The sequence below is a fragment of the Nesterenkonia sp. NBAIMH1 genome (assembly GCF_007922635.1).
Taxonomy (GTDB): domain Bacteria; phylum Actinomycetota; class Actinomycetes; order Actinomycetales; family Micrococcaceae; genus Nesterenkonia; species Nesterenkonia pannonica.
Map to the genome: position 1 here is coordinate 737,490 of NZ_CP042335.1, position 16,063 is coordinate 753,552.

General features: G+C 65.9%; 13 protein-coding genes. 10 read left to right on the plus strand and 3 right to left on the minus strand.

Features of this window, described 5'->3' with window-relative positions; translation table 11 throughout:
• Positions 1-114 precede the first annotated feature (114 nt).
• From FS388_RS03465 to FS388_RS03500, 9 genes are all read left to right on the plus strand, one after another.
• Positions 115-2,817 (plus strand): HAD-IC family P-type ATPase, encoded by a 2,703-nt coding sequence (locus FS388_RS03465; RefSeq protein WP_146339733.1) that lies wholly within the window; start codon positions 115-117, stop codon positions 2,815-2,817.
• Between the two features lie 265 nt (positions 2,818-3,082).
• The gene (locus FS388_RS03470; RefSeq protein WP_146339735.1) at positions 3,083-3,385 is read left to right on the plus strand and encodes an Hsp20/alpha crystallin family protein; all 303 of its coding nucleotides are present in this window, start codon (positions 3,083-3,085) and stop codon (positions 3,383-3,385) included.
• A 23-nt stretch (positions 3,386-3,408) separates the two neighbouring features.
• Positions 3,409-3,552: a hypothetical protein gene (locus tag FS388_RS12990; protein WP_168198580.1), complete on the plus strand. Its 144-nt coding sequence runs from the start codon at positions 3,409-3,411 to the stop codon at positions 3,550-3,552.
• 13 nt (positions 3,553-3,565) lie between these two features.
• Positions 3,566-4,690, plus strand: coding sequence for a polymer-forming cytoskeletal protein (locus tag FS388_RS03475; RefSeq protein WP_146339737.1), 1,125 nt, complete (start codon positions 3,566-3,568; stop codon positions 4,688-4,690).
• A gap of 43 nt (positions 4,691-4,733) precedes the next feature.
• A complete protein-coding gene (locus tag FS388_RS03480; protein WP_146339739.1) occupies positions 4,734-5,243 on the plus strand; it encodes a DUF805 domain-containing protein in 510 nt (169 codons plus the stop codon).
• Positions 5,244-5,309: 66 nt separating this feature from the next.
• Positions 5,310-5,780 (plus strand): pyridoxamine 5'-phosphate oxidase family protein, encoded by a 471-nt coding sequence (locus FS388_RS03485; protein WP_146339741.1) that lies wholly within the window; start codon positions 5,310-5,312, stop codon positions 5,778-5,780.
• A gap of 126 nt (positions 5,781-5,906) precedes the next feature.
• On the plus strand, positions 5,907-6,755 hold the full coding sequence (locus tag FS388_RS03490; RefSeq protein ID WP_146339743.1) for a pyruvate, water dikinase regulatory protein: 849 nt from the start codon (positions 5,907-5,909) through the stop codon (positions 6,753-6,755).
• Positions 6,755-9,136, plus strand: a complete 2,382-nt coding sequence (ppsA, locus tag FS388_RS03495; RefSeq protein WP_146341848.1) for a phosphoenolpyruvate synthase — start codon at positions 6,755-6,757, stop codon at positions 9,134-9,136. The genes FS388_RS03490 and ppsA overlap by 1 nt, the downstream gene beginning before the upstream one ends.
• 47 nt (positions 9,137-9,183) lie before the next feature.
• The gene (locus FS388_RS03500; RefSeq protein WP_146339745.1) at positions 9,184-12,060 is read left to right on the plus strand and encodes a cation-transporting P-type ATPase; all 2,877 of its coding nucleotides are present in this window, start codon (positions 9,184-9,186) and stop codon (positions 12,058-12,060) included.
• 25 nt (positions 12,061-12,085) lie between these two features.
• On the opposite strand, the gene FS388_RS03505 is transcribed toward FS388_RS03500, so the two are convergent.
• Positions 12,086-12,604, minus strand: a complete 519-nt coding sequence (locus FS388_RS03505; RefSeq protein WP_146339747.1) for a methylated-DNA--[protein]-cysteine S-methyltransferase — start codon at positions 12,602-12,604, stop codon at positions 12,086-12,088.
• On the minus strand, positions 12,604-14,112 hold the full coding sequence (locus FS388_RS03510) for an AlkA N-terminal domain-containing protein (protein ID WP_146339749.1): 1,509 nt from the start codon (positions 14,110-14,112) through the stop codon (positions 12,604-12,606). The genes FS388_RS03505 and FS388_RS03510 overlap by 1 nt, the downstream gene beginning before the upstream one ends.
• Before the next feature lie 247 nt (positions 14,113-14,359).
• Between FS388_RS03510 and FS388_RS03515 the strand changes: the two genes are divergently transcribed.
• Positions 14,360-15,214, plus strand: a complete 855-nt coding sequence (locus FS388_RS03515) for an SDR family NAD(P)-dependent oxidoreductase (RefSeq protein WP_146339751.1) — start codon at positions 14,360-14,362, stop codon at positions 15,212-15,214.
• 47 nt (positions 15,215-15,261) lie between these two features.
• On the opposite strand, the gene FS388_RS03520 is transcribed toward FS388_RS03515, so the two are convergent.
• Entirely contained in the window at positions 15,262-16,038 is a 777-nt protein-coding gene (locus FS388_RS03520; protein WP_146339753.1) for a hypothetical protein, read from the minus strand.
• Between the last annotated feature and the right edge of the window lie 25 nt (positions 16,039-16,063).

The following is a 16,063-nucleotide window of genomic DNA, read 5'->3' on the forward strand; positions in this document are numbered from 1 at the left end:
ATTCGACGAGACCGGAAGAGGGCCGCTGACGTGAGCCGAGAAGGAACCCGGTCAGGTGAGTCGGGGAGATCGCCAGCGGAGCCGCATCGACAGGCGTCCGCGGCGTGGGGCTCCTTGAGCTCGCCGCATGCTCAGACGGCTGCAGGGGTGCTCGACGGACTCGCCTCCGCCCGGTCGGGTCTCACCTCGGACGAAGCGGAGCGCCGGCAGGCGCACTTCGGGGCGAACAGCCTCCCCGAGCCGTTCCGCAGCAATGCGATGCTGCGGTTCCTTGCCCAGTTCAACAACGCCATCATCTACATCCTCTTGGGTGCGGCGGTCATCAAGCTCGCGACTCGCGACTACATCGACGCGTCGGTGATCCTGGCCGTCGCACTGATCAACGCGATCATCGGATTCGTCCAGGAAGGACAGGCGGAAAAGGCTCTGCGCGGCATCCGCCGGATGCTCGCTCCGAAGGCGACTGTAAGACGCGACGGAGAATGGCATGAAGTCGCCGCCAGCATCCTCGTCCCCGGCGACATCATCCGCGTGCACGCGGGAGACCGCGCCCCTGCCGATGCGCGGCTGATCGAAGCGCGCAGCGTCTTGGCAGACGAAGCCGCGCTGACGGGCGAAGCTGTCCCGGCTTCCAAGCATCCCCTCCCAGCGGCGCGTGACGCGCCCCTTGCGGACCGGCACAATATGCTCCACGCCGGGTCAGTAGTGGTCGCGGGCCGAGGTGTTGCAGTGGTCACCGAGACCGGCAGCTCCACGGAGCTCGGACGCATCCAGAGGCTCGTCCGCGATGTCGAGCGCACGGACACACCTCTCATCCGCTCCATCAACCGCCTCGGGCGTCAGCTGACGGTCACCGTGCTCATACTGTGCGTCGTCATGGTGGGCCTCGGCTTCGTGCTGCACAGCGAGCCCCCCGAGCTGCTTCTCTCCTCCGCCATTGCGTTCGCAGTCGCCGCCGCCCCGGAGGGTCTCCCGGCGGTCGTGACGATCACCCTTGCTCTCGGGGTACGGCACATGGCTGCTCAGCGAGCCATCACCCGTCGCCTGGCCGCCGTGGAGACCCTGGGATCGGTCACCGTCATCTGCTCCGACAAGACCGGAACGCTCACCAAGAATGAGATGACCGTGCGAGCGGCTGCGACATCCGACTCACGGTATACGATCACCGGCGAGGGCTACGGTCCCGCGGGGATGATCTCGCCCCACGGCGAAACCGATTCCGGGAGCAGAGCAGACGTGCGCGAACTGGCTCTCGCGCTCACTCTCCCCAACGACGCTCGGATCGACCGCACTGGAGCCGAAGGGTGGCGCGTGGTGGGGGACCCCACTGAAGGCGCTCTCATCGCCTTCGGCCGCAAGGCCGACGCCGATGCCTCCGAATACACGCGTATGGACGAGATTCCCTTCGATGCTGAGGCGAAGTTCATGGCCACGCTCGAACAATCGGCCTCAGGCAGGCGGCATGTGTTCGTCAAGGGTGCCCCTGACCGCCTGCTGACCTTCTGTGAGCATGAGCGCACTGCGGACGGAGGGCAGAGACCGGTGGAGCGTGATCGATGGCGTGCACTCGTCGATGAGTACACGGCGCAGGGGATGAGGGTGCTCGCCGCAGCTCGCGCCGACATGCCGGCCGATGCTGCGGCCCTGAAGCCCGAGCATCTGAGCGGACTGGTGATGCTGGGCATAGCAGCCATCACTGACCCGCCGCGGCCCGAAGCGACAGCCGCGATCTCCGAATGCCAGGAGGGGGGCGTACGCGTGAAGATGATCACGGGCGACCACGCCCGCACTGCGCGCGCGATCGCCCGTGAGATGGGCCTGGTCGAAGAGGGCGCACCCGTCCTGAGCGGGGCCGATATCGATCGGATGGGCGACGTGCAGCTGCGGGACCGTCTCGCGGACGTTCATGTATTTGCGCGGACGAGCCCAGAGCACAAGCTGCGCATTGTCGCCTCGCTCCGATCGCGCGGCGACGTGGTCGCCATGACTGGCGACGGGGTCAACGACGCTCCGGCTCTGACCCAGGCCGATGTCGGCATCGCTATGGGCATGAAGGGAACAGAGGCCGCAAAGGACGCCGCCGACCTCGTCCTTGCCGACGACAACTTCGCCACCATCGAGCGGGCCGTACGCGAAGGAAGGCGCATCTACGACAATCTGCGCAAATCTGTGGTGTTCATCCTCGCCACCACTCTTGGGCAGTCCCTCGTGGTCTTCACCGCCGTGGCGGCAGGCTTTCCGGACCCTCTGCAGCCGACCCAGATCCTATGGGTCAATCTCATCACCGCGGTGGCTCTCTCGCTGGCCTTCGCCTACGAACCCGCCGAACCCGAAACCATGAAACGAGCCCCCAGACCGGCCGGGGAGTCCCTCCTTTCGGGCGGCCTGCTCCTGCTCGCAGGAGCCGGCGTCGTCGTCGCAGCCGCAACCACCACGGTGTTCTTCGTCCACATCTCAGCAGGCGCGGACCTGCGCACCGCGCGCGCCGCAGCAGTGACCGTGCTCGTCGTCGCCCAAGTCGCGGTGCTGTTCAACGTCCGCCACCTCGGGCGCTCCAGCGTCACCTTTCGGGTGCTCACCGGGAATCGGGCCATCTGGATATGCATCGCCACGTTCGCGATGCTGCAGATCGCCTACACGTACCTGCCCCCGTTCCACCGATGGTTCGGATCCGCACCCCTCACCCCCGCAGAATGGGGAAGTGCGCTTGGATACGCACTCGCATGCTTCCTCATCATCGAGGCGATCAAGGCAGCCGGACGGAGCGTGATGGCCGCACACAGCCACCACGCTCACAGCGGCTTGCGGCGCAAGTGATCAGCCCACCACGTGTCACCGAGGGCGGCGCCATCGAGCGCGCATATCAGCGACCAACCCCCGAGCCCCCGTCGTGCCGCTCTGCAGAGAACCCATGTGACCAATGGCCCTGGGACAGACGCCGCGACGAGTCCATTGTGGAGGCGTGCCCGCACACCATGGGCATGGGAGACCCAACGGGGTTGAGCAGCGAGACGGTCCCGTGATGCGTCCCTGAGCAAGCCCTCACACACCTTCTGATTCACCGCAAGGAAAGGACAAAGACATGACGCATAGCCTCATTCGATTCGATCCCTTCGCCGGCCTCGACACGCTCCGTCGTGAGCTCTTCGACGACGGAACACTTGTCATCCACGCCGAGCGGCACGAGCGCGAGGAGGACAGGAAGAAGACGTACGTCCTGCACGAAAGCAGCAGCAGCTTCTACCGTCGAGTCGACCTTCCCGAGCAGGCCGACAGCCAGAGCATCAAGGCCACCTTCCGCAACGGAGTCCTCAAGGTCGCTGTGCCGCTGAAGGGACTCACGCCTCCCACCAAAATCGCCATCGAGACCGGCAGCACGGACTAGTCGATCTGCCCCGGGAGAACCACATGCTGGACTGGACCTACTTCTGGAGCGCGATGTGGAACTTCTTCTTCTTCTGGTCCCTCATCCTCACACCGATACTCATCGTGAGCATCGGCTTCCTGCATCGCTCCGCGAATCTCAGCGATAAGCGGCAGCCCAGACGATGAAAGTGGCTGCACCATGAAACTTCTGTCACAGAGCAGGCGCATACTGCCCATAGTCCTCGCCCTGGGACTTCTGGGGCTCGTGTCAGCCCCTTTGGCGATAGGCGCATCCTCAGAGACGGCGCTCGTGCCCGCTTCGGCATCGACTGCGGATGAGACTGACGAGAGAGAGCCAGGACCGCAGTTCTACAGCGGATCCGTCCTGGACGTCGACGGGGAGATCGAAGGCGACGTCTACGCCTCGGGGCAGAGCATCACCATCAGCGGAGACGTCGACGGTGATGTGATCGCCGCCGGACAGACCGTCAGCATCACAGGAGACATCGATGGTGATGTGCGGATCGCGGCGCAGAACGTTTCGATCATCGGTGCCGTGAGCGGCAGCGGCACCGTGCTCGCCTCAACGATCAGCATCCCGCAGGACGGTTCCTTCGGAACCGACCTGGTGGGCGCAGCCACAGAGATCAGAATCAGCGGGGACATCGGCCGCGATCTTCTGGTCGGCGTCAGCAGGCTCACCCTGGTCGGCCCCGTCGGCGGGGACGTGACCTACTACAGCGATCGCGAAGCGACCATCGACGGTGCCGTGGCGGGTTCCGTTGAACGTGTGGAAGCAGCCCCCGCTTCGGAGGCGGGGCCTGATTCTCCGTGGGAGAGCGTTCTCGGCTGGCTTCTCGGGCTGCTCTACTCCCTCGTCGCGCTGAGCCTCATCACCGTGCTGGCTGCCGCGCTCATGCCGCGGCAGCTGAGCCGGGTGACAGACCAGCTCTTCCGCACACCGTGGAAGGCACTGATAGTGGGCTTCGCCGCCTCCCTCCTCGTTCCCCTGGTGCTGCTCTTCCTCCTCATCACCATCGTCGGCGCCCCGCTCGGCCTTGCCGGCATTCTGCTGTGGACGGTTCTCGTGCTGGCGACGTTCGTGTACGGCTCCCACTTCGTCGGCCGAGTCGTGCTCAGGAAGACATCACGCCCTATCCCGCAGACCCTGGTGGGCGGGCTCCTTCTGATCCTTGCGCTGAACATCCCCTGGGTCGGCATCGCCGTGTGGCTTGCGATGCTCTTCTTCGGCGTGGGCGCTCAGCTCTTGGACTTTCACAGTCGACGCGCGGCAGCGCGCCATGAATCGGTCGCAGAACAGTGACGTCGCTGCACGCCGCCTATTCTTCGCGATCTAGGAATACCTGATGTCAAAGTACGAGAGCACTCCGATTGAGCTGTCGGCACTGCCCTGCGGTCCGGATAAGGCGCTGTCCTTCTTCTTGGAAGACTATGCGCAGTTCAAGGGCTTTTCGACTCGCGAAGAGTTCTGGTGGCCTCTTCTCGTCCTCCTGGCGGCGCATTCCGTCATCGGTCTCTCCGCGTGGATGATCGCAGGCTGGCTGCTCTCCGAAGATGCTGGCCTGGGAGACACCAGCTCGGCAGAGCTGCTCGCTCCGCTGAGCCTCGACGAGCCCGAAGCCCTGGTGGTGTTCGCCGCCGCAGCACTGCACCTGACCCTCATCGTGGTGACCCTCCTTCCCCTGCTCGCGGTCACATGGCGTCGGCTTCACGACTCAGGCCTTCCTGGAACGGCATTCTTCGTCGGGCTCATCCCCCTGGTGGGGTGGCTCATCGTGCTCATCCTCCTCGCCCGACCTTCGGCACCGCAGAAGCACCTCGAGGAATGGGCCCACACTCCTTTTCTGCGCTCATAGGCATGCAATGAAAAGCTTTCCCTATTCATATATTTTTTAATAATAACGAGGAGTGAAATTTCAGTCATGAGGAATTCATCGTCAGCTTCAAAGACCGAGATTCTGGACGGACGCGAGTGCTGGGAGCTGCTGCGGGCCGAGTCGCTGGGAAGACTGGCTGTCTGTCCCGATGGGCGGCCCGAGATATTCCCTGTCACCTACTTGACCGAGCGAGAGTCTGTTGTCTTTCGCACAGGGCCGGGGACGAAGCTGACCGCCGCGATGAGCGATGCACCCGTCGCCTTTGAGACGGACGGAATCGACACTGCCAGAAACACAGCCTGGAGCGTTGTCGTCAAGGGCACTGCGATCGCCCTTGAGCACACCGATGAGTTCAAGGACAGTCCGGCCTACCGCCTTCGTGCGTGGCAGGCAGGCCCTAAGGACCACTTCGTCCGCATCGTGCCCGACGAGGTCACTGGCCGACGGTTCACCATCGGAGCGCCGCACGCCTGGGATCTCTCGCTGAAGGACGCGACTCGGTCCGGGCTTGAGTAGCCGACTGACGGGACCTTCGGCCCTACACGTGCACCCCCCGTGGGGGCAGGATGAGCTCAGCGGCAGCACCATCCACTCACATAAGGGGTTCGGGTCATGAGCAGCACAGCTGGGATCGCCTGAGCCATGACCAGTGCCGCGAACGTCTCGATCTCGGCCTTCTTCGTGTCCGATCAGACCGGCATCACTGCGCAGACGATGGGGAGCGCGCTCCTGGCCCAGTTCCCGGATGCTCACGTCGTGCGACGGACGTTTCCCTTCGTCAATTCTCCGGAGCGGGCGCAGCGTGTGCTCGCAGAGGCCCGCGCCTCGGATCGGGTCACGGTCATGCTCACGACCGTGCGGATCCCCGAAGTGGCGACGGCCCTGAATACGGGTGAGTGCCTGGTGATGGATCTGCTGAGCGCACATCTCAGAACGTTGGAGGCCGCCCTCGGCCTGAGAAGATCCGAAGCCCCGGAAAGACACCATGGTGCCGGTGATGCGGACCACTATCGTTCGCGCATCCAGGCGATCGAGTACACCATGGAGCACGACGACGCCCAAAGCGTGAGGATGCTCAACCTGGCGGACCTCTTCCTCATCGCTCCGTCGCGGTGCGGAAAGACTCCGACGGCGATGTATATGGCGCTCCAGCACCGCCTGCGGGTCGCAAACTATCCCCTGACCGAAGACGACGGACCGGACCTTGAGCTGCCGATGGCGATCGCACCCTACGCCGCGAAGTGCTTCGGACTCACCAGCACTCCCCAGCGACTCAGCCAGCTGCGGGAGGAGCGCCGCCCCGGCAGCGAGTACGCGAGCCTGGCCCAATGCCGACGAGAGCTCCGCTGGGCCGAGAGCCTCTACCGCAGACACGGAATTCCCAGTGTCAGCTCCGCAGGCACGAGCGTCGAAGAGATCGCCGCGACGATCCTGCAGGCCATGAACCTGCGCGGCGTCAGCATCCCCAGTCCAGCGATGAGGAGACGATGATGAAACGCCTAGTCTGGTTCAGCAGCATCTCTCTGGCCGACGTCGGGCAGGTCGGCGGCAAGAACGCCTCCCTCGGAGAGATGGTGGCGAACCTCTCGGAAGCAGGTGTGCGGGTCCCCGGGGGCTTCGCCACCACAGCTGACGCCTATCGCGAACTCCTCGCTGCCGACGGACTCGATCAGCGCATCGAGAGAGAGCTCAGCGCATTGGACATCGAAGACGTCGCCGAGCTCGCACGCGTCGGAGCCCGGATTCGATCGTGGGTTCAGCAGCAGCCCTTCTCCGCCGAGTTCGAGAACGACGTGCGCCGAGCCTATGCCGAGCTCATCGCGGAGGACCCGGAGCCAGACTCCGTGACGTGGGCTGTTCGCTCAAGCGCCACCGCGGAGGACCTCCCCGAGGCCTCGTTCGCGGGCCAGCAGGAGACTTTCCTCAATATTGGAGGTGCCGACAATCTTCTGGACGCCCTTCACCGCGTCTTCGCCTCCCTCTACAACGACCGGGCCATCGCCTACCGTGTGCATCACGGGTTTGAGCACCGTGAGGTCGCCCTCTCCGCCGGAGTGCAGCGCATGGTCCGTTCCGACGTGGGAGCTTCGGGGGTGATGTTCACCGTCGACACAGAAACCGGATTCGACCGTGCGGTGCTCATCACAAGCTCCTACGGACTGGGCGAAGCTGTCGTTCAGGGTGCGGTGAACCCCGACGAGTTCTACGTGCACAAGCCCGCACTGCGAACGGGCCACCAGGCCATCCTGAGCCGAACCCTCGGCGCGAAGGCCGTGGCGATGCGCTACGCAGGCGGACGAGGAACGCACAGCAGCACCGTCTTCGACGACGTGGCGGCCGCAGACCGAGCACGCTTCTCCATCACAGATGCGGAGGTCTCCGAGCTGGCTCGCTGCGCCGTGGTGATCGAGGACCACTACGGGCGACCCATGGATATCGAATGGGCGCGGGACGGGATCGACGGCAGGCTCTACATCCTCCAGGCACGTCCCGAAACGGTGGTCTCCCAGAGCTCGCAGCAGGCAGTCCGCCGCTTCGTCCTGCACGAGCGAGGGACGGTGCTGACAACCGGCCGGGCGATCGGGGAGCGCATCGGCACCGGGCGTGTGAAGGTTCTCAGATCTGTGCAGGACATGGATCGGCTGCAGCCGGGCGATGTGCTCGTTGCTGAGGTCACGGACCCTGACTGGGAGCCGATCATGAAACGTGCGTCTGCGATCGTCACGGAGCGAGGGGGGCGCACCTGTCACGCTGCGATCCTCGTTCGCGAACTGGGGGTGCCCGCCGTGGTCGGCACCGGCGACGCCACCCAGAGGCTCGTCGACGCAGAAACGGTGACAGTCTCCTGCGCCGAAGGCGACACAGGCGTCATCTACCGGGGTGAGCTTCGATTCGATGAGGAGGTGACGAACCTCGACCAGATGCCTTCGCCACCCGTGAGGATGATGATGAACGTGGCCGCGCCTGATCGAGCCTTCTCATTCTCCCGACTTCCGCACCAGGGAGTGGGCTTGGCCCGGCTGGAGTTCATCATCAGCCACCAGGTCGGAATACATCCGCGCGCCCTGCTGGAGCATGACGAGCTTCCCGCCGAGATGCGTGGGCTCATCAGCAGCATGATCGGTCCGTATGGCTCCCCGAAGGAATACTTCGTCCGCAGAGTCGCCGAAGGTGTGGCCACCATTGCAGCCAGTTTCGCGCCCGAGCAGGTCATCGTCCGGTTCAGCGACTTCAAGACGAACGAGTACGCGAATCTGCTCGGCGGAGAGCGCTACGAGCCGAAGGAGGCCAACCCGATGCTGGGCTACCGTGGCGCGTCCCGGTACGTCTCCGAGGGCTTTCGCGAGAGCTTCGCGATGGAATGCGAAGCACTGCGCTTCGTTCGTGACGACATGGGCCTGGACAACGTGTCCGTCATGGTGCCGTTCGTAAGAACCGTCGACGAAGCCCGCGCCGTCCTTGACCTCATGGCCCGGAACGGGCTTCGCCGCGGAGACCATGGTCTGAAGATCATGATGATGTGCGAGCTGCCCAGCAACGCCCTGCTGGCGGAGGAGTTCCTGGAGCACTTCGACGGTTTCTCGATCGGGTCCAACGACATGACCCAACTGGTGCTGGGCGTGGACAGGGACTCGGACCTTGTGGCGCATCTGTTCGACGAGCGCGACCCAGCGGTGCTCAAAGTGCTCTCCTCCGTCATCGCGACCTGTCGAGCCCAGCAGAAGTATGTGGGCATCTGCGGCCAGGGGCCCTCAGATCACCCTGACCTGGCGAAGTGGCTGGTGGACCAGGGCATCGATTCGCTCTCCCTGACACCGGACACGGTCGTCCAGACCTGGCTGGCGCTGTCCCAGGGGAAGCAGCTGCACTAGGTCTTAGGACTCTGGCGGAGCCCCCGCGAACGCGCTGAGATGAGGCCATGAGCGCAGGTGCACCCCAGCACGGTCCGAGGCGGGCTGCTGACGCGGAGGAGCGGCCCGACTTCGAGGTCAGAGATCCTGCGGAAGCCCTCGAACGACTGCTCCTGGATCTCCGATCTCGCCCCGCCGGCCTGTCCAGCAGGGAAGCCGCCCGCCGTCTGCAGGCCGCAGGCCCCAATCACCTGATCCGCGGGGAGACGCGCCGGCGGTCCCGAGAGCTGCTGAAGCAGCTCATCCATCCCTTGGCCCTGCTTCTGTGGGCGGCCGCACTCCTCTCCGCCGTCACAGGCACTGCCGAGCTCGCCATCGCCATCGTCGCGGTGATCCTGCTCAACGCAGTCTTCGCGTTCGTCCAGGAGCTGCACGCAGAGAGAGCAGTTGAGGCTCTGGCGTCCTACCTTCCGGAGCGGGCGCAGGTGCTGCGCGAAGGAGAGCCGACGGTGATCGATGCCGTCGATCTGGTCCCCGGAGACGTGGTCCTCATCCAGGAGGGGGACGGCGTGTCAGCTGATGCAAGAATCATCAGTGGGTCGGTGGAGATAGACATGTCGACGCTCACAGGGGAATCTCAAGCGGTGCTGAGAACCCCCGAGGTCGGACTGCGCCCGGGGACTCCCCTGCTGGAGGCGACCGACGTCGTCTTCAGCGGCAGCACCTGCGTCGGCGGCGAAGCCACTGCAGTGGTGTACGCAACCGGCATGCACACGGAGCTCGGGCGCATCGCGGCACTGTCCAAACGGGTGACGAAGGACCACAGCCCCCTGGAGCACCAGGTCAATCGAGCGGCCCGGATGATCGCGCTCATAGCCATCGGCATGGGCGCAGCGTTTCTCCCCGTCGGCCTCCTGCTGGCGGACCTTCCGCTGACTGACACCGTCACCTTCGCCATCGGCCTCCTGGTTGCCAACGTGCCGGAAGGCCTCCTTCCGACCATCACCTTGGCGTTGGCCGTCGGGGTGCGAGTGCTCGCCCGAAGCGGTGCGCTGGTGAAGCGCATCTCCGCTGTCGAGACGCTGGGCTCCACCAGCGTCATCTGCACAGACAAGACCGGAACTCTCACGCTGAACCGCATGCAGGTGACTGCCTTCTGGACGCCCGCCGATCTGCAGAGCACTGCCGCTGCGCCGCTGAACGGCAACGAGTCAGGACATACGGCGTCTGGGATCGCCGCAGCAGACTCCCTCGCCCGGCGCTTCGCGCGAGCGTCTGCGGCCTGTTCGAACGCTCGCCTGTCCCACACAGCAGCAGCCACGGCTGCGCTGAACGCGCGCGAGGCTCCTGCTGAGGCTGGCCCGTCCGAGCCGCAGGATTCTGAGAATCGGGACAGCGGGGACCCCACGGAGGTCGCGATGCTGCGTCACGCGGTGAGCCTCGGCGCCGTCGGCGACCGCTCGGACGTCGAACGGATCACCCACTTCCACTTCGATCCTGTCCTCAGGCGCATGTCGACTCTTGACCGGGTCGGAGAGGAGGCAGTGCTTCACACCAAGGGAGCCCCGGAGGAGGTGCTCCGACTGTGCACCCGCATTTCGGACGCAGAAGGAGATCGCCCTTTAGAGGACCGCGACCTCCGCAGGCTGTCCGCCCTCATCGATGAGTGGGCTTCAGAGGGGCTGCGGCTGATCGCCGCTGCAGACCGGACGATCCGCAGCAGCGACCCGAGCATGATGTCCCGCGAAGACGCGGAGAGGGACCTGACGCTCCTCGGCTTGGTCGGGCTCTCCGATCCCCCCAGACCAGAAGCCGCGGACGCCGTCAAGCGATGCCACACCGCGGGCATACGACTCATCGTCGTCACAGGGGACAGCGGACTGACCGCCGCAGGCATTGCACGACAGGTGGGCATCGGCTCTGAGGGTCTTCACGTGATCAGCGGCTCTGACCTGGACCTCATGAGCGAAGCCGAGCTTGACGAGATTCTGGGAGGGCCCGAGGAGCTGGTCTTCGCCCGCACATCGCCCGAGGCCAAGCTGAGAATCACGGACGCTCTGCAGAGTCTGGGCCACATCGTGGCCATGACCGGCGACGGCGTCAACGACGCACCTGCTCTGCGCAAGGCTGACATAGGCGTCGCGATGGGACGGTCTGGGACCGACGTCGCACGCGAGGCGGCGACGATGGTTCTGACCGATGACAATTTCGCCTCCCTGGTGGCTGCGGTGGAGGCTGGCCGACGGGTCTATGACAACGTCCGGAAATTCATCGTCTATATCTTCGCCCACGCCACCCCGCAGGTGATCCCCCTGCTTCTCTACGCGGTCTCGGGGGGAGCGATCCCGCTTCCGCTGACCGTCATGCAGATTCTCGCGATCGACCTCCTGACCGAAACGCTTCCCGCTCTGGCCCTGGGTCGGGAAGACGCTGAGCCCGGGCTGATGGATCGAGGGCCCCGTCCGCGCGACGAAAATGTGATCAGCTCTGACATGCTCATCCGTGCGTGGGCGGTCATGGGCGGAGTCTCCGCAGCTCTGGTCACGTCGCTGTTCCTGATGAGCCTCCACGTCGGCGGATGGACGTTCGACGCCGCCGCTTCGGCCCAGCCCGAGCGTCTGTGGCAGGAGGCCACCACCATGACCTTCCTGGGCATCGTGTCGTGCCAGATCGGCACCGCTATGGCATCCCGAACTCATACTGAGTCTCTCCTGAGAATCGGCCCACTGAGCAACAGACTCCTGCTGTGGGGCATCCTGTTCGAAGTGGTCCTGGCGGCCGCCATCGTCGGCATCCCCCCTCTGCAGGCCGTCTTCGGGACTGCTCCCCCTCAGCCCTGGCTCCTCCTTCTGCTGATTCCTCTGCCCTTTCTCGTGTGGGGAAGCGATGAGATCTACAAGCGTCTGCGGCGTCTCGAACGCGCCGACCAGTCAGGTGGTCGGTGACAGCCCGGCACACGGCCCGGTCGCGTCACTGGGCGAGGCGCCCCGCGGGGTGCGCCTCTCGGTCCAGCAGCGACTGCTTCAGGCCTGTCCCCCATGCGAAGCCGCCGAGGGATCCGTCGGCACGCAGGACCCGGTGGCAGGGGACGAAGAGGGCCACCGCGTTGCGGGCGCAGATCGACGCCGCTGCTCGCACGGCTCCTGCGCTTCCGAGGAGCTCGGCGAACTCGGTGTAGCTCACAGTGAGACCGGGCGGTATCTCGCGGAGCGCGGACCAGCCTCGCTGCTGCAGGGCGGTCCCCCGATGGGCCACCGGCACGGCGGCTGCGGCCTCGGTGTCTCCCGCATAGTAGGCGCGTACTGCCTCTGCCGCGGCAGTGGCCCCTGCGACCATGCTCTGCGGTCGGAGGCTGGGGTGGATCCGCTGCGCTGCTGCGTGCGGATCGGCGGTCCAACCTGACGCCAGCACCTGCCCCTGAGCGTCGACGATCAGGGTGAACGCGCCGTCGGGCGTATCTATGGTCTGGGCAATCGCGCTCTCGGCCATCAGGTCACTTTCTCTCTCGCTGGTGGTGTGGGGGACGTGGTCTGGCGAGGGCTCAGGGCCGCACGCCAGAGGTGGGCGGTGACGTAGCTGCGCCACGGCGCGCTTCGCGAGGCCCACTCGGTCAGCGCCTTGGTCTCAGCGGGCAGGCCTGCGCGGCGCGCCCCGCCGCGCATTGCACTGTCGCCGGGCAGGAACACATCCGGGTCATGCGCCACCCTCATGCGGACGTAGTCTGCGGTCCAGGGTCCTATGCCTGGCTGTGCGAGGAGTCTGGCGCGCAGCTCAGCCGAATCGTCGGCCACCCCGAGCGTCAGTGTGCCGTCGGCAAGGGCCGCTGCAGCTCGCGTGATCGCGCGGATTCGGGCAGCCGGCCCGCGCAGCGCCTCGTGGCCCCGCTCAGCGATCGTCTCCATCGACGGGAAGAACCGCTGCGGCTCGCCTGTCCCGTCCTCGCCGACGTCCCCGAGGCTGTGCACGAGCGAGGTGACCATGGTGCGCGCCGCGGCCACGGAGATCTGCTGGCCGATCATGGCCCGGATCAGCATCTCGTGGGGGTCGCTGACCCCCGGCACACGGATGCCGGGAGTGCGTGCGACCAGCGGGCTGAGCCGCGGGTCGCCCGAGAGTGCCGCGTCGATGGCCAGCGGGTCAGCGTCGAGGTCGAAGAGGCGTCGCGCCCGAGCCGCGAGCATTCCGACATCGCTCAGCTCGGTGACGTGCATCTGCAGCCTCAGACGGTCGGTCCTGCCGGGATCTTCGCGCAGTGCGAACCGCGCGGGTCCGCCCGGCAGAAGGAGTGTGCGGGCGAAGCCGGTCGCGTCCGCAGCTTCCATGCCGGGGATCGCTCGGTCGGCCATCCAGCGGAGTGTTCCCCTCAGGTCGAACGGCTCACGAACCGGAAGGACGAGGTGTATGGAGCCTGGGGCTGGGGCCGGCCCGCGGCGGCGTGCTCGGAGCTCGGTGGGGGTCATGCCGAAGACTTCGCGGAGGGTGTCATTGCACTGTCTGATGCTGCCGAAGCCTGCTGAGAACGCGACGTCGGCGATCGTCAGCTCTGTGCTGGTCAGCAGCAGCCGCGCAGAGTGCGCTCGGTGGGAACGGGCAAGAGCGAGCGGTCCCGCTCCGAGCTCTTCGGTGAGCAGGCGGGTGAGGTGCCGGGGAGAATACCCGAGTCGAGCGGAGAGCGCGTGCACGCCGTCACGCTCCACGACCCCTTCAGCAATGAGCCGCATCGCCCTGCCGACGGTGTCCTGCCGCACGTTCCACTCCGGGGATCCGGGGACCGCATCCGGCAGGCAGCGCCTGCATGCCCGATAGCCGGCTTCGTGCGCGGCGGCGCTGGTGAGGTAGAACTCCGCGTTCTCGCGCTTCGGAGTACGCGCAGGGCACGACGGACGGCAGTAGATGCCGGTGGTCCGCACAGCCATGATGAACTGACCGTCGAAGCGGCTGTCACGTGCCTCGACAGCCCTGTAGCGCTCGTCAAAGCTTCGCGGGACCATCGTCATCCCATCAACATCTCACGGATGCATCCGCTCCACTAGCGGGAATCGGACACGGCGGTGGTTCGGCGAGCGCGACGGCCTTCCGTCGGACGAAACAGTCCCTGGCCAGCCGTCCCTCGGTGCCCCAGAGTGGTCACACAGCGGTGAAGCACATCCGCCCGCCGTCACCGTCCGCACCCGACGCCCCTCGACACATGACTGGACTGATCACTATGACCACCCTGCAGCTCCGGCGCTCAGGTGCCACCTCATGAGCCCCCGGGTCGCGCTCGTCACCGGCTGCGGGAAGGCTGATGGCATAGGACAGGCCATCGCCCGGAATCTGGCCGCGAAGGAGATCAGCGTTGTCGTTGCTGACCGGCAGGCTGCTGGGATCCCCAATCACGCGCAGGCCGCGCGCGATCAGCACAGCGATTGGCAGGGCGTCGATGCTCTGGCTCAGCAGATACAGGACGCCGGCGGCAGAGCCTTGGCCGTTCTGGGAGACATCTCTGAGCCGGAGGACGCCGACCGACTCATCGCGGAGGCGGCTGACTTCGGCGGCAGACTGGACATTCTGGTCAACAACGCAGCGGCGCCCCAGGGACTGGACCGACAGGATATCGAGGAGATCCCGCTGGAGCTCTGGGACCAGCAGATGCAGGTCAACCTGCGCGGAACGTATCTCATGTCGAGGGCTGCGGTGCGCGTCATGCGCCGTCAGCGGTATGGCCGGATCGTGAATATCTCATCCATGGCGGGAGTTGACGCGGCGCCGCACTCGACTGCGTACTCCGCCTCCAAGGCAGGAGTGCTCGGCCTGACCCGCTCCCTCGCGATGGACGTGGGCCCCTGGGGTGTGACCGTCAACGCAGTCTGCCCTGGACTGATCGGGACCAGCCGGGCCTTTCTTCGACAGAATCCAGCAGATCTTGATGTTGACTCCTACCTGGCCAGCAGGGGACGGAAGATCCCGGTCGGTCGGGTGGGCACGCCGGAGGACGTCGCCGCCGCCGTCTCCTATCTCTCCTCCGAACAGGCCGGCTATGTCACAGCCCAAACACTGATCGTCGATGGCGGAGGGCTGACTCCCTTCCCCCTCGCCCAGCCTGACGAGCCGGCGTAGGCGCAGCGGGCCCACCATCACGGCGGTCCGGCCAGGCTCCCGTCGGCCTATTCCCTCTCGCGCGGCCACTGCTGGTGCACCAGCTGCACCACGCTGACTCCGCGTCGTGCGGCCTCGCGCTCCAGAGCAGCCACCAATGCGGGGTCGAGCGGCTCACCAGGGCGGCTCACGGGTTCGCGCTCGACGGCGGCGCCCTCTGCCATCGGCGGCTCGGCGACCGCGTGGCCCGGCCCGGGGGTTCGGCCTGCGCGCTTCCGCAGGCTCGAGAGCAGGGGCGCCAAGACTCCGCACAGAACAGCGAGGATCAGCACCACGCCGTACAGGCGCGGAAATGATTCCCCCTCCCATCCGGAGTCCCATATGAGCAGCAGCGTGAGAAGGACTGCCACCGCTGTGAGGCCCAAACATGCTGCCAGCAGGAGGCGGATCAGCTGGTCGCGGTGGGCCGTCGACGCCACCACCAGGTTCGCGAAGCTCAGCGCGATGGTCAGCGTGATTCCTGAGAAGAGAACCTGGAACGGTTCGAAGTCCCAGCTCCACTCTCTCCAGATCAGCACGAGGCTCCACCCCAGGGTGAGCATGCTGACGACCACGCCCGCCACCCCGAGGGATCTGCCGGCACGAGCGAAGGTGGCCCCGCAGCAGAGCATCGCCAGGCTGAAGAGTCCCACGGTCACGGTGCTCAGCAGCACCTTTCCCCCGGTCTCCCCGAAGCTCACTCCGAGGAGGACCAAGATCCCTGCGCCTGCCGCCACGCAGAACGAGACGACCATTGCCCAGAGAAAGACCCGCCGAATCCGCAGACCTACACCCCGCTCATCCATTGCGCCACCATCTCCCCCGGCTCAG